This is a genomic window from Planococcus donghaensis MPA1U2, from assembly GCF_000189395.1.
GTDB lineage: Bacteria > Bacillota > Bacilli > Bacillales_A > Planococcaceae > Planococcus > Planococcus donghaensis_B.
Window position 1 is genome coordinate 38,412 of record NZ_AEPB01000015.1, and the last position, 18,992, is coordinate 57,403.

Genomic DNA, 18,992 nt, shown 5'->3' on the forward strand with positions numbered 1-18,992 from the left:
TCGCTCCCAGAAAACCATCTGAGAGCGACGTTTTTATTTACTTCGAAATTCAGAGTTTATAAACAACAGTCTTTCGTGTAAATTTCACAACTTTAAAACCCCATATCTTCAAATCGATGATATGATTAGATGAAAACAGATCAGGTGAAAAGCATCGGTTTGAAATTTCTTCAGCTTCAAAGAACAGGTGATTACATGAGTAAACAACATTCAGCAACATATAAAACATCGGTACGACTAACCAAGACGGCAATGGAAAAAATGGGCGTGTTCGGCATCAGCGAACGCTCATTTTTTGTTGCGGACAAAGCGTTTAAGGTGTTTATCGAACGCTATCCTTCTAATGCGGATGGCGAGCTTTCGGTTGCGCTGATTTTGGACAAATCGGAAAATGTGCGGTTAACAGGAAAAGAAGCGGAAGCATCGTTTGTTTTGCATGGCGTCTTTACGAATCATCTTTTGTTGATTACAAATGTAACGCAGCGAAAAGCCTATCAAGCGCTCGGCACAAACTGGCAGCGTGAAGAATATATGCTGTTTGATCGATCGCGAGAGGCGGCATCGATAGCACTGATTAATATGATTAACCGAATGACGCCTGCTAAAGAAAGTTCCGATTACGTGAAAAAGCGGATCGGCAGTTGGGAAGGCTATTTGAAAATTCAGGAACGCGGCATGGATATTCCAGACATCAAAACCGCTTATTCGAGTTTGTCGTTTAGCCACGACTTTAGCCGTATCACATTAAAAGGTTGTCAGTTAAAAGAAACCGAATGGAAATCGTTAAAAAACTTAACGGTGCGATTGACTGGTGTATCTGGAGACGTCGGCACTGTTATTAAAGCAGCAAACCGAACGGTAGAAATAGAACTCCAAAACTATATGGTCAAGCAGCTTCGTGAAAACGGCTTGTCACTCGATAAAAAAGAAGTCGTCTTTAGTAATTTTGCGGCTTTAAGCCAAATAAGACGGCTGCGCCAAGGTTTTGCCAACTTGGAAAAAGGACTAGCGGTAAACTCCAATCTAGATCGTCTCTTATTTGAAGAAAAACCGCCTGTTAAGCCGCTTCGGTCTTTAGAGAAATTGACTTTTCATAATCGATTAAATGAATTTCAACAAAAAGCGGTGTCAGGTGCCATAGCAGCAGAGGATTTATATGTAATACAAGGACCCCCAGGTACAGGGAAAACCACAGTTATTTCGGAAATTTGTCTGCAAAACGCCAAAAAAGGATTGCGCACACTGGTCGCTTCCCAGTCGAATTTAGCGGTTGATAATGCACTTGGACGTTTGCTTGCCAATAAAGACATTCGAATTTTACGGGTGGGTCGTACGGAAAGCATCGAAGAAGAAGGTAAGAAGTTTATCGAAGAAAATGTTGGCCAATATTGGAAAGACCATACGTTAGCAGAAGTATCGGCGCAATATGAAATGCGTGCAAAACGCGAACCCGAATTGAAAAAAGAACTAACACAAAACGAACAAGCTACAGAAAAACTGGAGCCTGTATACGAAAGTTTGGTAGTTGCAGTAGAAGAGAAAAAGCGAGCTGTTGAAAAGCAGCAAGCAATACAGCAACAACTCGAACAAGAACGAGTAAAAAAATCTGCATTCGTGCGTGAGCAGGATAAAGCACGACAAGAGAGACAAGCGATAGAAAAAGAAATCGAAACGCTTGAAAACGAACTTCAACAAGATGCTGTCTTTATTGAAGAAACAAAAGGCACCGAGTGGCTCGTGCAAGAACAGAAAATCCAAGGAGCGATTCAACAACTTCAGCGTGCGCTTGGACGAGAACGCTTAGAGCAAGATTTAGAAGTAAAAAGGCATGAACTTGAAGCCATCACAGAAAAACGTGATCAAATGGCGGATATTATGGAACAGAAAAAAATAGCGATTGCCAATATGGACAGCATCAAAAAAATCGATGGCTTGTTGGACGTGATAAAAGAAGAACGCGTTGAAGAAACGCCATCAATTACGTATTTGATCAACCGACTAGAAGCCAATCGTGAAAACATGGCAGACTGGACCAAACTCAACGAATACAACGAGCGTGTTTCTCCGGCAATTACGTATATTGAAAAACTGCTGACTTCTGTTGATATTTCAGTTGCCAACCTAAAAGAACAAGCCTTGTTAAAAGCAGAAGCGTATAGCTCTGCAGAAATTGACGAGTATTTAGAAAAGTTGAGAGCGATATTAAAAGGGGAACAGCGCAGCAATCCAATCGTTTTGCAAAAAGGGCTGATTGGCTTATATAGAAGACAAAATGATTTATGGAGAAGAGGCGCGAAGTTTAAAGCGGTTGATGTGTATGTTGCTGAGTCAAAGCGTGCTTTTAGCGACTTAAAGAAAACTTTATGCGATGAACTTGTTAAACAGCAAGAACAGTACCGCGTATGGGATGCTAAATGGTTGGAAAAACAAGAAAAGCAACAACAAGACATGGCGCCACTCGAACTGCGCTACCGGCAATTGCCGAATGTGGCTGACCTCCCCGCTGACATTAACGGCGCGATTCGCGAGTCTAAAGCGCAACTTGAAAAGCTTCAAAAAGACAAAAATTTGTTTGATCAAACCAAACAGCGTATAAAAGATCAGCAAGCTAAACTCGAACAAAAATATACGGTCTTACAATCCATTAGCAGCGGTTTAGCTAAAGTAGAAGCTGAAATCGAAAAAGTTGAAGAGGCAATAGCCAATTGTGAACAGCAACTCATGGCTTTAGCAGAGGTTTTGACTTCGAATCCTGAGCAGCGCTTAGAAGAAACAACAAAACAACTGGCTAGTTTGTCATTTACGAAAGAATCGCTAAAACAAGAAATGAAAAATCTACCTTTAATGCAGTCAGTACAGAAAAAATGGTTAGATTTATTGGCGACTGCAAACGAGCACGATTTGGATGAAATCCGCAAATTGTATATTAAACACGCCAACGTTATTGGAACAACATGTGTGGCGTCAGCCCGTAAAGATTTTATCGACAACTACCCAGAGTTTGACGTGGTCATTATTGACGAAGTGTCAAAAGCTACACCACCCGAACTATTGTTGCCAATGTTAAAAGGGCAGAAAGTCATACTGGTAGGTGATCATCATCAGCTGCCACCACTTCTCGGCAATGACACGTTAGAAGAAACACTTCAAGAAATGATTGCCGAAGATAATGGCTTTGAAGAAAAGAAAGAACTTGAAAAGCTATTAGAAGAGTCGCTATTTGAACGGTTGTATAAAAACTTGCCAGCTGCCAATAAAACCATGTTAGCTATTCAATACCGCATGCATGAAGACATTATGGAAACCATTTCACCGTTTTACCGGTTGGAAAACGATCAATTGCAATGTGGCATTGTGGACTCGGATAGCGAGCGCGATCATTTACTAGAATCATCGATTGTAAAACGAAATAACCACTTGATGTGGCTTGATTTGCCAAATGAACCTGCTTATTTTGAAGAACGCATGAGTGGCGGGAAAAGCTTATACAACGCTGCTGAACTTCAAGAAATTCGTACTTTATTGGTCGAGTTAAATGATGCGACAGCCGAAGCAAAAAGAGCAGGACGAATTGCTTCAGATGAATTAAAAAGCATTGGTGTTATTAGCTTTTACGGCGAACAAGTCAAACGTCTTCAACGCATGCTCGACCAAGAATTGCGCTTGCCGCATTTGACGGTTCGAACAGGAACGGTTGACCGTTTCCAAGGAAGCGAACGCGATATTATTATCCTAAGCATGGTGCGAAACAACCAAAACAAACATGGCGATATCGGATTTGCAAAAGACTACCGACGCTTAAACGTTGCCTTATCGCGTGCAAAAGAGTTATTAGTGCTTGTCGGCAGTTCAGAAATGTTCACCAAACAAGCGAAACAGGCAGAAACACGCAAGATGTACAAGCATGTAGTAGAAGTTGTGAAAAAGAAAAACGGCTTGAAAGCATTAGAAAACAGTAAGGGGTGACGATGTGGACAATTTACGAACGGAATTACGTGCGACGATAACGAGCAATCCGGATGTCTCCATCGTCAACGAGCAGCTTTGGAAGCTGCCGATTGTTTTATATGATGTTGGGTTTGATCAGGTTAAACGGTTGAAAATGGATATTTTGATGAAAATGTTACTACTCGCTTTTCAAGAAGCTGATATTCGACGAGCTGCTAATTTATCGGAAATGCTGTTTGTAGAAGAGTTGTTTATTAGCGATTTAATCTATAAAATGCAGCGTATCGGCTTGATTAGATTGGAAAAGACAGGTTATAAACTGACACCAAAAGGGCATGACTATTTGGAAAAAGGGATTTTCGATGAAGAAATGGAAGGCGGACAAACGGTAATTTCGTATAGCGCCATTCATGATGAGTACCGTTTAGCACGAGAAGATTCTTCGGAAGAAGCAGACGAAGCGCTCGGAATTTATCGTTATCCCATAAAGGGCAGTTTAAACAAAGATCGAATCGAACAGCTGTTATTTAAAGAAGGTGTCAATACCGGAGAAGAAAGCTTTCAAACGATTATTACCGGCATAACAAGCTGCATAGAACAAAAGACAAAATACATTTCGTGTGTGGAGTTTCAGTTATATGACGACAAGCAAGACATCTTTTTCTCACGTGTTTGGAATTTAATGACGAGCAGCTGGGACGAGGTTATAGAAAAGCAGATCGAAGCACGCGAACTCGTAAAATGGCGTAGGGCGATGGAAGAGCAAAACGTATAAAAGTAGGCGCAACTATTCCGTTGCGCCTGCTTTTTTTAATTAGAGTGTAAATTATGAAGCAAAAAGACAGAAGTATCCGCTACAAGCATAGCTAATTTATGAAATATCAGTAACAAAAATATGTTAGTTTTAATAATAAAAAAAGAATATTCTGAAAAAACGCCAAACTGTCATTTTCTAGTGTATTAGAGTAGAATAGAGCTTGTCATAATTTTTACAATAAATTTACGTACGCTATTGGGTTCAAAAGTTTACTTCAATGTCCCAAAGTCCTTGTGAAGACCAACTATGAGAAGGTGTAATATGAAAATGATTAAAACTGACAATAAAAAAACCATGAATAAGTATGTACCATTTTTTGCTTTAGCAGTTGTTATGCTATGGATAAAAACGTACGTATCACAAAAAACTCAATTTAAACTGGATGTTGATGGCACGCTCCAAGAAATGTTGCTGTTCATCAATCCGCTCGGATCTGCTTTATTACTATTAAGTTTGTCGTTCTTCTTTAAAGGAGCACGAAAATACTGGTCACTCCTGTTAATTTATACATTAATGTCGGTCATGTTATACGCGAACGTTGTGTATTACCGATTTTTCAGTGACTTCATAACATTGCCGACCCTGTTTCAAACACAAAATTTTGGTGATTTAGGCGGCAGCGTAGTGACTTTAATCCAACCGACAGATGCTTTATTCTTTGTCGATGTCATTATTTTAAGTGTTCTTGTATTTTCACAAAAACTTAAAAAAGAGTCTGGTAACTTTAAAACAAGAGCTATTTTACCGGTCATTACCATTGCATTAGCTATTTCGTTCTTTAACTTAGCATTAGCGGAAAAAGACCGTCCGCAGTTGTTAACTCGCGGCTTTGACCGAAACTACATTGTGAAATATTTGGGTATGTACAATTACGCTCTATATGACACGGTAGAAACCGTGAAAGCCTCTTCTCAACGAGTATTGGCCGATAGCGATGATAAAACAGAAGTATTGAACTACACAAAATCCAATTATGCTAAGCCAAATGAGGACTATTTTGGAGAAGCAGAAGGTATGAATGTTGTTTATTTGCATTTGGAATCGTTCCAAGAGTTCTTACTAAACTATGAGTTGGATGGAGAAGAAGTAACGCCATTTTTGAATTCATTAATTGGTGATCAAAACACGTTGTATTTCGATAATTTCTTCCATCAGACGGCTCAAGGTAAAACTTCAGACGCAGAGTTTATGCTTGAAAATTCTTTGTTCGGATTGCCAAAAGGTTCAGCATTTATTACGAAAGGCCGTAATACTTATCAGGCTGCTCCAGCTATCTTAAAAGATAAAGGCTACACATCAGCTGTATTCCACGGCAACAACGGAACGTTTTGGAACCGAAATGAAGTTTATAAATCGTTTGGCTATGATCATTTCTTCGATATTGAATCGTATACCAATTTGACAGAAGAAGACATGGCAGAATATGGCGTTATGGATAAGCCGTTCTTTGAACAGTCAGGTGTCATGATGGAATCACTGCCTGAACCTTTCTATACAAAGCTATTAACGGTTTCGCATCATTTTCCATATCACATGGACGAAGAGTTAACCACGATTGGAAAAGCGACAACGGGTGATTCGAGCGTAGATGATTATTTCCAAACAGCTCGCTATGCAGATGAAGCTATTGAGCAGTTCTTCACGCAATTAGAAGAGTCGGGTTTAACTGACAACACGATGATTGTAATGTACGGGGACCATTACGGAATTTCCGATAACCACAATCAAGCGATGGAACAAATTCTTTCAAAAGAAATCACACCTGTTGAAAATGCGAACCTTCAACGAGTGCCATTGTTCATCCATGTACCAGGCATGAAGGGCGGAATTGACCATACTTATGGTGGTCAAATCGACCTGTTGCCGACAGTCCTGCATTTGCTTGGCGTTGAAACAGAGAATTATGTTCAATTTGGCGCAGACTTATTGTCTGAAGATCACGAGGAATTGGTGACTTTCAGAAATGGTGATTACGTAAGTCCAGATATCTATTCAATTGGTGAAAATTATTACAATCCAGAAACCGGGTTGCCAATTGAGGACGAACAGCTTGAGCAAGCTGAGCAGTTGCAAAAGCAGTCTAACTTCGAATTAGAACTGTCAGACCAATTGGTCAATGGTGATTTGTTAAGGTTTTATACACCAGTCGGGTTCACACCGATTGACCCGTCCGACTATAGCTACCAAAGCACTTCATTAGAAGAAACTGAATAAGATACAAATAAAAGCATCTCAACAAGCGATTGTTCGCTTAGTGGGATGCTTTTTTGCGTTGGAAAATGATACTAATCATTCTGTAGGTTTAAGTGATTCCTTTTTTCTATGGAACCATCCAGTTGACTAAAACGATTTGCAATCATCGCGCCAATCGATAAATTGAAAATCATATTAAAAATAGGTGCGATTACACCGAGTTCACCGATAAATTTATAAGCAAGAATGGCTGCAAGTGCAGTATTGCAAAGCCCTACTTGAAACAATGCAGCCCGTGCATCTTGTTCGTCCATCTTTAACGCTTTCGCAATAAAATATGCTGCCGCCATTGGCACCGTAACTTGAATGAACGTAGCCACCACAAGAAGTGGAATAGTAGCTAATTCAGAAGTGATGGCTTCTTTCCCGCTGCCAATAATCGTATGTACAATTACTAATAATGCTAAAGAAGTTCCGAGTTTTGTGACAGGTCCTGTATAGGACTTCAACTTAGGAATGCCTTTTTGAATCCATAAGCCGAGTGCCATAGGCAATACAACGATCAAAGCGAATGAAGTAAGAAGATCGAAAAAGGAGATAGCGACTTGTTCGCTGGATAAACCAAGCATCGCAACAGGTGTTACGATGGGACTGATTGCAACATCAAGTAACGATGCAGCGACGACCAGTGAAGCATTCCCGCCTGCTAGAAAAGTATAGACAGTGGCAGCTGTTGCGCTTGGAACCGTCCCCGCTAAAATAAGGCCGGCTGCTATTTCAGGTTTAGATGAAAAGAAGAGGTGGGCTAATGCAATCGACACCGATACAGTGAGCGTCCATTTTAATCCGGTAATCACTAGTATTTCTTTCTTCTTTTTTCTAATGTCTTTAAAGGCTTCAATATTCATCGATAGCCCAGCAAAGAATATAACAGCCCCCAACAGTAGACTTGGCACCCACGAGGAGACTTGCCAATGAATGGGCGAAAAATAAGTGGCTACTGAAACAAATAAAATAAGAAAAGGCAATTTGCTAGAGATGAATGTTATAAGTGACATAGATATTTTCTTCCTTTCAATCGAATTATGCTAATAGAACTTATTATACTCATTAATGTTTAATTATTCAGTCTAATTTATAAAAAAAGAAAACTTTCGAAATCTGTTAAGCTAATAAAGAATTAACAAAAACTTGTGAACTACTTTACATTAACGGATAAGGGGTGGTGGATTTGTTTGATTTGGAATCATTGAGTTCTAAAATTGTGGAAGAACTCACTTCTTTAATGGACAAAAATGTAATCGTAACAGATAAAAATGGGTTTATCATCGCAAGTACAGATTCCAATCGGTTAAATTCTTTTCATGAGGGAGCTGCGATTTCCATGAGAAATCAGCAGGAACTCCACCTTACGGAAGAATTGTGTAATAAGTTACGAGGAGTACGTCCTGGTATCGTTATGCCAATCATTGTATCGGGAGCACCCATTGGCGTTCTAGGCATTACCGGTAAACCACCGGAAGTAGAACAATACGCAAAGCTAGTAAAAAAAGTGGTGGAGCTGTTTATCACGGATTCTATTTCCAGAGAAGAAAAAGAGCGAGACATACGCGAAATTGAATTCTTTTTCTTTGATTTGGTCACAACAGATTCTTCTGTAGAAGTTATTGAAGACCGAGCCCGCATGATCAATATCGATAGCTCTCTTTACAGACGAATAGCTGTTATTCAAACATATCAACAACTTGAAATTACAGATGTAGAAGGCTTATTAAAAATCCAAACCCTTCATCCTGAACTGAAAATTATCCGTTGGGGAATGGAGAAGTTAGTGCTTTTAATGCCAGATATTAAAAAGGAACAACTTGTAGAGGGGTTAACGAGTTTATCGTTAAGAATCCAAAAAAAAATACGACAAAAACTACCGATTGGCGTCGGGAATTTTAATAACTTTCATCAGTTAAAAGATTCCTTTAGTCAAGCAGAAACTGCGCTCGCCGTATCTGAGAGGCAAGGAAAAATAGTATTCGAAGAAGATTTGAAACTAGAATTGCTATATTATTCGGTTCGAGATGAAGTGCAAAAAGAGTTTTTAAAACGTACAATCGAACCTTTAGTAGCTGAAGAAGAGTTGATGTTAACGTTAGAAGCTTGGTTAAAGCGAAAAAGTTCACTTCAAGATTTGGCAGATAGATTACATATTCATAAAAATACGTTGATTTACCGGATAAACAAAATTCAAAACATACTAGGCGTAGATCTGCATGATATGAATGATTTAGTAATTGTATATACGGCGATTCGTCTCTATCGGAAAAAATGACTCTCTGACTCTCAGAGGGTCATTTAGTCTTTTATACAAAAAATACAGAGAATTAATATTCAGATTTGTTTTAAAGAACATAGATGTTAGAACAGTTTGAATATTATAATTATCGAAAGAGTTTATATGAAAGTGGTGAGGAAAGTGGAGTTGAAGACAAAAAACTCTTTCGCATCAATAGTTGGAGAAGAAAATGTAAAACATTCGCAAGCTCACTTGCTTGCTTATTCTTACGATGCCACAGCAAATTTTCAAGAAATGCCTGATTTGGTACTCTCACCTAGAAATACAGAAGAGGTAGCAGAAATTGTCAAATTTTGTGCAAAAGAACAAATTCCAATTGTTCCTAGGGGATCAGGAACTAATTTAGCTGCAGGTACTGTGCCATCTCGAGGTGGAGTGGTTTTGTTGTTTAACAACATGAGTGAAATTTTAGAATTAGATCAAGAAAATTTGACGATTACTACTCAGCCAGGAGCTATTACACAAGATGTCAGTATTTATGTAGAAAAAAACGGCTTATTTTATCCTCCAGATCCAAGCTCCATGAAAATCTCAACGATAGGCGGTAATGTCAGTGAGAATTCGGGAGGGTTACGAGGACTGAAATACGGTGTAACTAAGGATTATGTGAAAGCGCTTACAGTTGTTATGCCCGATGGTGAAGTGATGAAAATTGGCGGGAAATTGGCTAAAGATGTCGCGGGGTATGACCTATTATCTCTTTTAGTAGGGTCTGAAGGAACGCTTGGTGTAATTACAGAAATCACCTTGAAGTTGATTCCCTTGCCTGTTGCAAAGAAAACCGGAATTGCTTATTTCAATTCATTAGAAGAAGCTGCAAAGACCGTATCAGCCATCATCGCAAACCGTATTATTCCAGTAACACTTGAATTTATGGATAAAGGCACTATCGGAGCTGTAGAAGACTTTATGGAAATTGGGCTACCTCGTGAAGCAGAAGCCATGTTACTAATGGAACAAGATGGAAGCGAAAAGCAAGTCGAGGAAGATATACAGAAAATGATTACCATAGCGAAAGAAAATGGAGCAACATCCGCTATTTTAGCGGCTTCAGAAGAAGAATCTGATGTTTTGAAAACAGGAAGAAGAGCTGCACTATCTGCTTTATCGAGAAAACGTCCGACAACCATTTTAGAAGATGCGACGGTGCCACGATCTGAAATCGCCAAAATGGTCAAAGCAATACAAGAAATTGCCTTGAAATACGATGTGCAAATCAGCACATTTGGTCATGCTGGAGATGGCAATTTACATCCTACTTGTTTAACAGATGTACGAGATAAAGAAGAGATGGAACGAGTGGAAAAAGCGTTAGATGAAATATTCCAAGTAGCGATCGATCTGGGTGGAACCATAACAGGGGAACATGGTGTTGGAGAAATGAAATCTCCTTATTTGGAATGGAAGCTTGGAGCATCAGGGATGGCCTTAATGCGCAACATCAAGCAATCGATTGATCCTCAAAACATTATGAATCCGGGCAAGATTTTTGCGAAAGAAACAAAGAAAAGGCTGGTGATTCATGGTGGTAACTGAATTGCAGCAACGGATGCAACAATCGTTTAAAGAAAATGTAGATGAAGAGTATTTGATGGATTGCATGCGTTGTGGTTTTTGTTTACCAGCTTGTCCTACATATTTAGTGACGAACAAGGATGAAACTCATTCACCCCGTGGTCGCATTGCGTTAATGAAAGGGATGCGCGATGGGGATGTAGTTTGGGACAGTTCAGTCGAAGAGTCATTTGATATGTGTCTTGGATGTCGAGCCTGTGAGCCAGCTTGTCCTGCGGGTGTGCAATACGGTGTGTTGATTGAAGAAACGCGTGTTGCAGTAGAGCAAGTAAAGCCTAAAACAATTGTAGAAAAAGCAATTCGGACATCGACTTTTGATGGCGTGTTTGCAGATCAAAAGAAAATGGCAGGAGCAGTAAAGCTTGTTCAGTTTTATCAAAAAAGCGGGTTACAAAAGGCAACAAGAAAAATTGGGTTTTTAAATCTTTTCCCACCCTTCATGAAAGAAATGGAAGGCGTATTGCCGACTATTGAAACGAAGAAAAAAAGAACAACTACTTTAAAACCGAAAACAACCACGGTTGCGTTCTTTGCAGGGTGTTTAATGGATACCCTTTTTCAAGAAACCAACCGGAAAACCATCGAGCTGTTAGAGTGGCTGGGTGCTAATGTTGTCATTCCAAAAGAACAGCAATGTTGTGGTGCTTTGCATGGCCATAGCGGAGAACTCGAAAAAGGGTTGCGCAATGCAAGAGCGAATGTCGATGCATTTGATTCAGACAGCTATGATTATATCGTCAATAATGCAGGTGGTTGTGGTGCTTTTTTAAGTGAATACGAGAAACACTTACAATCGGACTCCGCATATGCTGAAAAATCAAAGCGTTTCTCAGAAAGAATGATCGATATTTCTTCATTGTTAGTAGAGTTGGGCTTGAACAATCGATTAAAAGAAATTCAAGTAGAGAGTCAAGCAATTGTCACCTATCAAGACTCGTGCCATTTGCGCAACGTCAATAAAGTGTTTTTAGAGCCTAGGTCTCTTTTACAAGATGCGCCAGGTTTTGAATATAAAGAATTGATTGATGCAGGAAGCTGTTGTGGATCTGCAGGTATTTACAATATACTGCAACCGGAAATGGCGAAAAAAATACTCGACTTGAAAATGAAAGGAGTGAGAGAGCTACAACCGGCCAAGATTGTGACCTCTAATCCGGGATGCTTGATGCAAATGCAAGTAGGCATTCAGCGAGAAGGATTGGAAGATGAGATGCAAGCAGTGCACATAGTTGATTTTTTATATGACGCGATTCATAAAAACCAAAACTAAGGGGTGGAGAGAATGTTGAAGAAAAAAATGAGCATGGCAGTACTTGGTTTATCAGCAGCATTGGTATTAGGAGCATGTGGTTCTAACGAGGCGGAAAGCAGTGAGAAATCTGACGGGAAAGAATATGACTTAAAAATGTCCGTAACGGTTTCAGAGTCTTCGACTTGGTATGAAGCAGCCGAGAAACTTAAAGAAGATCTCGCTGAAGAGTCAGATGGGCGCATTAACCTTGAATTGTTTGGAAACGAGCAATTATCAGGTGGCGATTCCGGTAAAGCGGTTGAAAGTTTAGCAAAAGGCTCGATTGATTTGACGTTTAACTCAACGATTATTTACTCGATTTTAGATGAACGTTTTGGTGTAGCGAGTGCGCCATTCTTATTTACAGGTGTAGACGAAGTAGATCCTGTATTCGCTGGAGAAGGCGGAGAGATGTTTAAAGAAATTTTAGCAGAAAAAGGTGTTCAAGCCCTTGGTTACGGCCAAAATGGTTTCCGTCAATTAACAAACAGTAAAAGAGAAATCAAAAATCCAGAAGATTTAAAAGGTCTGAAAATCCGCATTCCTGGGATCACGATGTACACAGATCTTTACCGCGAATTGGGAACAGATCCACAAACGATGACGTTCTCTGAAGTCTTTACAGCACTTCAACAAGGAACAATAGATGGACAAGAAAATCCAGTCGATGTTATTTCATCTTCTAAATTGCAAGAAGTTCAAGATTACATGACGCTTTGGAACTACTCATACGACCCACTTGTACTTGGGATGAACAAAAAACTTTATGATTCCATGAGTGCAGAAGATCAAGAGTTGTTTGATCGTTTAGGTAAAGAAGCAGCAGAATACCAAGTTAAAATTGCTCGTGAAAAAGAAGAAAAGCAAATTGCAGATCTTGAAGCAGCAGGTATGCAAATTTACACACCAACAGCAGATGAAATCGCTCAGTTTAAAGAAGCAGCAAGTCCAATTTACGACAAATACACAGATATCTGGGGTGCAGATTTACTAGAAGCATTCCAAGGTAAGTAAAGTTTAACTCTCAACGGCAGCTGATTTTCACTGCTGCAAAGAGAGGAATTCTATGAATTTATGACAGGGCGGGGCTTCTTGTAAATCAAGCAAAGAGGCCCTGCTACTTGTTATAAAGTTAAGGTACGGGGAGGCTACTCTATTGAAAATCTTAAATTATGTTGAAGAAGGCATTTTATTCCTCACCTTTTTAACAATGACCATAATTGCATTCTCAAATATTGTTTCACGAAATGTGGCTAGTATTTCGCTTTCATTCACAGAAGAAATTACCATTAATTTATTTGTCTTACTCACTTTTGTCGGAACGGCTGTAGGTGTTCGGCGTTTTGGCCATCTTGGATTTACATTAATCTTTGATCACATGAATCCGTTATTTAGAAAAGTGTTTATTGTCTTTTCTTCATTAATGAGTTTGTTTTTATTTGGTGTTTTGCTTTGGTATGGCCTTCAAATGGTAATGTTCCAGATGGATATAGGTCAGAAAACCCCTTCTTTAGGTTGGCCTCAATGGATATTATCTTCTGCACTCCCAATTGGTGCTTTCCTTTGTGTAGTAAGGACGATTCAAGTGTTTATCGAAGAGATGAAGTTAGAGATGCACTCGCATAGTAAAGGAGATGAAACAATATGATTGCTTTAGTATTATTTGGGCTATTCTTCTTACTAGTATTTTTACGAGTGCCGATTGCGATATCACTCGGCGTTTCTTCGATTATTGTGCTCGTCTCTTCAAGTGGCATTTTCGGCTTAGAGATGGTTACAGACATCATGTATACCAGTGTTGCTAAATTTACATTACTCGCGATTCCGTTTTTTATATTAGCGGGCGTTATTATGGAACACGTTGGAATTTCGAAACGACTTATTGATTTTGCACAAACATTAGTAGGGCATCGAAAAAGCGGAATTGTTCTAGTAACCGTTATTGTTGCAGTCTTTTTTGCAGCGATATCAGGATCCGGTCCCGCAACGGTAGCTGCTATCGGAGGGATTTTGATTCCTTCTATGATCAAAAATGGGTATAAAAAGGAAACTGCTGGAGCGCTAGTTGCGAGTTCCGGTGCAATTGGAATTGTTATTCCCCCGAGTATCGCATTTATTGTCTTTGCCGTTGTAGCTGGAGATCAAATTCCTGTAACAATAAACCGATTATTTATGGCAGGTGTCGTGCCGGGTATTTTAATGGGAGCTGCCTTCGTTATCGCAGCACTTATCGTGCGATCTCGTCAGGAAAAACGCGGAGAGTTTGTATTGCCAGAAGGCGTAGAAATCCGGAAAGCGACAGGGAAAGAGCAGTGGGCTGCTTTTGTTGGTGCACTTCCTGGGTTAATGATTCCCGTTATTATTTTGGGTGGTATTTATGGAGGTTTCTTCACACCTACAGAAGCTGCTGTAGTTGCAGTTGTTTACGGTTTACTCGTAGGTATGATTATTAACAGACAAGATACATTCAAAAAAATGTATCGTATTTTTATCGAAGCAGCAGTTCAAACAGCGGTCGTCATGATTATTGTCAGTGCAGCATCTGTCTTTGCTTATATCGTGACAACTGAACAAATTGCACGAGATATATCAGAAGGCATTTTAGGCTTAACTAGTAATCCGATTTTAATCTTATTGCTAATTAACGTTGTGCTGTTAATAGCCGGTGCATTTATTGATGCCATTTCTGCTTATTATATTTTTGTTCCGATCTTGTTGCCAATCATCATCTTTTTAGAAGTAGACCCGACCGTATTCGGTGTCATCATGACGGTCAACTTAGCAATTGGATTGTTTACACCTCCTGTAGGATTGAATCTCTATGTGGCTGCTGGAATATCCGAGACCAGTATTGTCGAGATATCGCGAGGAGTTTTACCTTTCATCATCGCAGCGATTATTGTCCTGATGCTCGTTACATATATACCGCAAATCTCAACATTCTTACCAGATTTATTAAATGTGAAATAGGAGGATGATTAAATTGAAAATGCAAAATGAGGTAGCCATTATAACAGGTGCAGCGAGTGGGATTGGGCAAGCAGTAGCAATTGAAATGGCAAAAGAAGGCGCTCGTGTTATTTTAGTGGACTTGAATTCATGTGAGAAAACAATCGCTTTACTAGATGGAGCCGAGTATTTGGAATGTCTAGGCGATATTAGAGACGCTGATTTTGTTAAAGCTGTTATCAATCGAACTATCGAAAAATACCATGAAATTCACGTGTTGGTAAATAATGCAGGGACGTGCAGTCGTTTAGATTTAGAAGATATGACGGTTGAAATGTGGGATCGGGATATGGATACAAATTTAAAAGCGACTTTCTTGTTTACGCAAGCCGTTGTTTACCCGCATATGAAAGAAGGCGGATATGGACGCATTGTCAATATTAGCTCGGTATCGGGACTTAATGGTGGCGTCGTATCAGGTGGAGAAAAAAATGGCCGTTCAGGTCCGGCGTATTCAGCATCAAAAGGTGGAGTGATCGCTTTTACAAAATGGGTAGCAAAAGAAGTCGGGAAATACGGAATTACTTGTAACTCTGTAGCTCCGGGCGCAACGTTAACGGGTATTACGGCAGGCGTGCCATATGACACGAGCCAACAAGTGATTGACCGTATGGGCGATTCGCGTGATATTGCAAACGCTGTCATGTATTTTGCCGCAAAAGATGCAAGTTATACAACTTCACAAGTACTTAAAGTTGATGGAGGGATTAGCATTGGATAACCCACGCATCCAAGCTGTCTATGATGAGAAAACCCATCGAATTGCAGGCCGATTGATGAAGGGTGTTGATTTGCTTGAAGGAATAAAAGAAGTATGTCGGCATTACAACGTAGAATCGGCACATTTCCAATGTTTTGGCTCGCTTCAACAAGCAACATACGTTCAAATTGAGCGGGGAGACGAAGAGGATACACTTCGTTATTCAGAACGAGTTCAATCTACATCTCCAGTTGAGTTGCTATCAGGGTCTGGTTTTGTTGGATATGGAGAAAACAGAGAGCTCGATGTCCATTTTCATGGCATGATGATCGATTGTGATCGCCAAATCGATGGAGGCCATTTTTTAAGCGGTCAAAATCCGGTAGCAGTCACATTAGAGTATGTGATATTGCCGGTAAATGGAGTTGAAATGGAACGTGGCATCGATTCTCATTGGGGTTTACCTGTATTTCAATTTTCAAAAAGGAGTGTCTTATAAATGGAAACTTTAGGCCAGTTAGCAGTAAAGTCGGCACACGCATATCCGGAAAAAATAGCAGTGAAAGATGATAATCGCTCATTCACGTATAAAGAATTTTTAGTTCGAGCTAATGCATTGGCTGCATATTTTCATGCATCTGGATTTAAAAAAGGAGACCGAATTGGGATTTTGATGTCAAACCGTATAGAACATATCGAACTAGACATTGCTGTCTCATTAGCAGGGCTTGTTAAAGTGCCATTAAATTACCGGCTGCATCCAAAAGAATTAAAGTATATGATTCACGATTCAGACCTTAGCCTATTAATAGGTGAAAAAAAACTTCTGGATACAATCGAAACTGGCGTGCCCCTTTTATATATGGGAGAAGATTTTGAGAGAACAGTTGCTCAGTACGTAGGACAGTCGTTTACTGAACAAGTAGCAGAAGATGATTTGTTTGCCATTATGTATACTTCAGGAACGACAGGTAATCCAAAAGGAGTTATGCTATCGCATCGCAATATTATTGCAGGTGCGCTGTCATTAGCCCAAGTTTGTGAAGTCGATTATCAAGATGTTATAGGCCACGTCGCACCGCTAACTCATGGCGCAAATTTTTTAAGTCATGTGGCTTGGCTGTTTGGTTTGACTCAAGTGGTATATAACAAATTTGAACCAGAAGAATTTTTAGACGGACTTGTTGAAGATAAAATCTCCGTGTTGTTTTTAGTGCCGACAATGGTCAATTTAATGATTCAACATCCTAATTTTGACGCTTCAAAATTAGCGACAGTGAAATCAATCAATATGGCAGGATCGCCAATAGCTGCGAGCAAACTACAAGAAGCGTTAGATAAAGCCGGAAACATTTTTGTGGAAACATATGGCCAAGTAGAAGCACCGATGTGCATTACCATGATGCCACGTAATGAAATTCATAAACGACTGGATTCATGTGGTCGGATTGGCGTCTTTGTTGACGTGAAAATTGTAGACGATAAAAACAATGAAGTGCCACATGGTGAAGTTGGTGAAATTATTGCCAAAGGTTCACTTGTCATGCAAGGCTATTGGAACAATGAGAAGGCGACTAATGAAACAATGAGAGATGGTTGGCTACATACAGGAGATTTAGGAAGACGTGATGAAGCGGGATATGTGTATATTGTTGACCGCAAAAAAGATGTCATCATATCTGGAGGAGTTAATATTTATCCGCGCGAAGTAGAAGAAGTATTAAACCTGCATACAGGAGTTAAAGAAACCTGTGTAGTCGGTGTTCCTGATGATAAATGGGGAGAAAACGTTGTGGCATTTGTCGTTCCAAATGGAAGAGAAGAAGTAACAATTGAAAGCTTGATTAGCTTGTGCAAAGAAAATTTAGCAAGTTTCAAAAAACCAAAAGAAGTGTTTATTGTCGATGAATTACCGAAAAGCTCGTATGGGAAAATTCTCAAACGCGAAATGAAAACCCAACACACGGAGGTGAGCCAATGACGAATGTTTATGTACATGGTATTGGCATGACAAAGTTTGGTACATTAACGTCTTCACTAAAAGAATTGTTATTGGAGGCAAGTGCTGAAGCTTTAATTGATGCAGGACGTCCAAAAATAGACGCTGTCTTTGTCGGTAATTTTATGGGGGGAAGCATTGCCAACCAAGAAATTTTAGGAGCTATTGTTGCAAATGAATTAGGACTCGGCTATATTCCTTCAACAAAAGTTGAAGGGGCATGTGCTTCCGGTGGTATTGCTTTCCGTCAAGGCTTGCTAGGCATTATGAGTGGAGAGTATGAAACGGTATTAGTAGCCGGTGTTGAAAAGATGAAACATGCGACTACACCAGATGTCACTCAAGCAATCAACGCGGCGATGGATACAACGACAAATGAAAAATATGCAGGTCTGACATTCCCAGGTTTCTTTGGAGTTTTAGCAAATCGCTATTTCCATGAGACAGGTGCAACTAAAGAGCATTTGGCACGTGTTGCATTAAAAAACCGTCAAAATGCGGTAAACAATCCGCTTGCTCAATTTGTTAAACCTGCGTCATTAGAAGAAATAATGGGCGCGCGTATGATCACAGATCCACTCGGTTTGTTTGATTGTTCACCAATGACCGATGGCGCATCCGCAATAGTCATTTCACGTAAAAAATCGCCAATTCATGTGAAAGCATCCTCACAAGTTTCAGGTCCAACCAAAATGCAAGATGCTGCCAACTTATTGTCGTTACCAGCCATTGGTGAGTCAGGGCGTCTAGCTTACGAAAAAGCAGGAGTCGGACCAGAAGATATTGATGTTGTGGAAATTCATGATTGCTTCTCAATGACGGAGATTATTGCAACAGAAGAACTTGGTTTCTTTAATCCTCTAGAAGGCTGGAAAGCAATTGAAGAAGGACGCACGCAAGTAACGGGGGATAAGCCTGTGAACACGAGTGGTGGTTTACTATCTCGCGGACACCCAATTGGCGCAACGGGCATCGCACAAATTTATCAATTGGTACGTCAATTGCGAGGAAATGCGGCAAATCAATTAGAGAAAACGCCTCGTCTCGCTTTGGCACAAAATTTGGGTGGAACAGGTTCATACTCAACTGTCCATATTCTAGAAAGGGTGTAAT

General features: G+C 39.9%; 14 protein-coding genes. 13 read left to right on the top strand and 1 reads right to left on the bottom strand.

What is annotated here, in order from left to right; genetic code table 11:
- Positions 1-129: 129 nt before the first annotated feature.
- From GPDM_RS04165 to ltaS, 3 genes are all read left to right on the top strand, one after another.
- Entirely contained in the window at positions 130-3,966 is a 3,837-nt protein-coding gene (locus tag GPDM_RS04165; RefSeq protein ID WP_008429273.1) for an AAA domain-containing protein, read from the top strand.
- A 4-nt stretch (positions 3,967-3,970) separates the two neighbouring features.
- Complete coding sequence (locus GPDM_RS04170; RefSeq protein ID WP_008429274.1) at positions 3,971-4,723, top strand: hypothetical protein; 753 nt, start codon at positions 3,971-3,973, stop codon at positions 4,721-4,723.
- A 303-nt stretch (positions 4,724-5,026) separates the two neighbouring features.
- A complete protein-coding gene (ltaS, locus tag GPDM_RS04175) occupies positions 5,027-6,979 on the top strand; it encodes a lipoteichoic acid synthase (RefSeq protein WP_008429275.1) in 1,953 nt (650 codons plus the stop codon).
- Between the two features lie 71 nt (positions 6,980-7,050).
- On the opposite strand, the gene GPDM_RS04180 is transcribed toward ltaS, so the two are convergent.
- Positions 7,051-8,016, bottom strand: coding sequence for a bile acid:sodium symporter family protein (locus GPDM_RS04180; RefSeq protein WP_008429276.1), 966 nt, complete (start codon positions 8,014-8,016; stop codon positions 7,051-7,053).
- 167 nt (positions 8,017-8,183) lie between these two features.
- Here GPDM_RS04180 and GPDM_RS04185 point away from each other — a divergent pair, with 167 nt between their 5' ends.
- The 10 genes from GPDM_RS04185 to GPDM_RS04230 all read left to right on the top strand — a co-directional run bounded on the left by GPDM_RS04185 (position 8,184) and on the right by GPDM_RS04230 (position 18,991).
- Positions 8,184-9,281, top strand: coding sequence for a CdaR family transcriptional regulator (locus GPDM_RS04185; protein ID WP_237704134.1), 1,098 nt, complete (start codon positions 8,184-8,186; stop codon positions 9,279-9,281).
- 126 nt (positions 9,282-9,407) lie between these two features.
- A complete protein-coding gene (locus tag GPDM_RS04190; RefSeq protein ID WP_050789197.1) occupies positions 9,408-10,841 on the top strand; it encodes an FAD-binding oxidoreductase in 1,434 nt (477 codons plus the stop codon).
- Positions 10,828-12,150 carry a (Fe-S)-binding protein gene (locus tag GPDM_RS04195; RefSeq protein WP_008429279.1) on the top strand — a complete coding sequence of 441 codons (1,323 nt, stop codon included), beginning with the start codon at positions 10,828-10,830 and terminating at the stop codon, positions 12,148-12,150. Before GPDM_RS04190 ends, GPDM_RS04195 begins: the two co-directional genes overlap by 14 nt.
- A gap of 12 nt (positions 12,151-12,162) precedes the next feature.
- Positions 12,163-13,185 carry a DctP family TRAP transporter solute-binding subunit gene (locus GPDM_RS04200; RefSeq protein WP_008429280.1) on the top strand — a complete coding sequence of 341 codons (1,023 nt, stop codon included), beginning with the start codon at positions 12,163-12,165 and terminating at the stop codon, positions 13,183-13,185.
- 142 nt (positions 13,186-13,327) lie between these two features.
- The gene (locus GPDM_RS04205) at positions 13,328-13,819 is read left to right on the top strand and encodes a TRAP transporter small permease (RefSeq protein WP_008429281.1); all 492 of its coding nucleotides are present in this window, start codon (positions 13,328-13,330) and stop codon (positions 13,817-13,819) included.
- On the top strand, positions 13,816-15,141 hold the full coding sequence (locus GPDM_RS04210; protein WP_008429282.1) for a TRAP transporter large permease: 1,326 nt from the start codon (positions 13,816-13,818) through the stop codon (positions 15,139-15,141). The genes GPDM_RS04205 and GPDM_RS04210 overlap by 4 nt, the downstream gene beginning before the upstream one ends.
- Positions 15,142-15,154: 13 nt before the next feature.
- Complete coding sequence (locus GPDM_RS04215) at positions 15,155-15,901, top strand: SDR family NAD(P)-dependent oxidoreductase (RefSeq protein ID WP_008429284.1); 747 nt, start codon at positions 15,155-15,157, stop codon at positions 15,899-15,901.
- The gene (locus GPDM_RS04220; protein WP_008429286.1) at positions 15,894-16,379 is read left to right on the top strand and encodes a PPC domain-containing DNA-binding protein; all 486 of its coding nucleotides are present in this window, start codon (positions 15,894-15,896) and stop codon (positions 16,377-16,379) included. The genes GPDM_RS04215 and GPDM_RS04220 overlap by 8 nt, the downstream gene beginning before the upstream one ends.
- The gene (locus GPDM_RS04225) at positions 16,380-17,861 is read left to right on the top strand and encodes a class I adenylate-forming enzyme family protein (protein ID WP_008429287.1); all 1,482 of its coding nucleotides are present in this window, start codon (positions 16,380-16,382) and stop codon (positions 17,859-17,861) included. It begins immediately after the preceding gene.
- A complete protein-coding gene (locus GPDM_RS04230) occupies positions 17,858-18,991 on the top strand; it encodes a thiolase C-terminal domain-containing protein (RefSeq protein WP_008429289.1) in 1,134 nt (377 codons plus the stop codon). The genes GPDM_RS04225 and GPDM_RS04230 overlap by 4 nt, the downstream gene beginning before the upstream one ends.
- Position 18,992 lies beyond the last annotated feature (1 nt).

What these genes read in the sequence shown, in the direction of transcription:
- GPDM_RS04200 (WP_008429280.1), top strand. Translation starts at nt 12,163, where the DNA reads ATGTTGAAGAAAAAAATGAGCATGGCAGTACTTGGTTTATCAGCAGCA.
- GPDM_RS04225 (WP_008429287.1), top strand. Translation starts at nt 16,380, where the DNA reads ATGGAAACTTTAGGCCAGTTAGCAGTAAAGTCGGCACACGCATATCCG.
- GPDM_RS04165 (WP_008429273.1), top strand. Translation starts at nt 130, where the DNA reads ATGAAAACAGATCAGGTGAAAAGCATCGGTTTGAAATTTCTTCAGCTT.
- GPDM_RS04230 (WP_008429289.1), top strand. Translation starts at nt 17,858, where the DNA reads ATGACGAATGTTTATGTACATGGTATTGGCATGACAAAGTTTGGTACA.
- GPDM_RS04195 (WP_008429279.1), top strand. Translation starts at nt 10,828, where the DNA reads ATGGTGGTAACTGAATTGCAGCAACGGATGCAACAATCGTTTAAAGAA.
- GPDM_RS04210 (WP_008429282.1), top strand. Translation starts at nt 13,816, where the DNA reads ATGATTGCTTTAGTATTATTTGGGCTATTCTTCTTACTAGTATTTTTA.
- ltaS (WP_008429275.1), top strand. Translation starts at nt 5,027, where the DNA reads ATGAAAATGATTAAAACTGACAATAAAAAAACCATGAATAAGTATGTA.
- GPDM_RS04190 (WP_050789197.1), top strand. Translation starts at nt 9,408, where the DNA reads ATGAAAGTGGTGAGGAAAGTGGAGTTGAAGACAAAAAACTCTTTCGCA.
- GPDM_RS04180 (WP_008429276.1), bottom strand. Translation starts at nt 8,016, where the DNA reads ATGTCACTTATAACATTCATCTCTAGCAAATTGCCTTTTCTTATTTTA.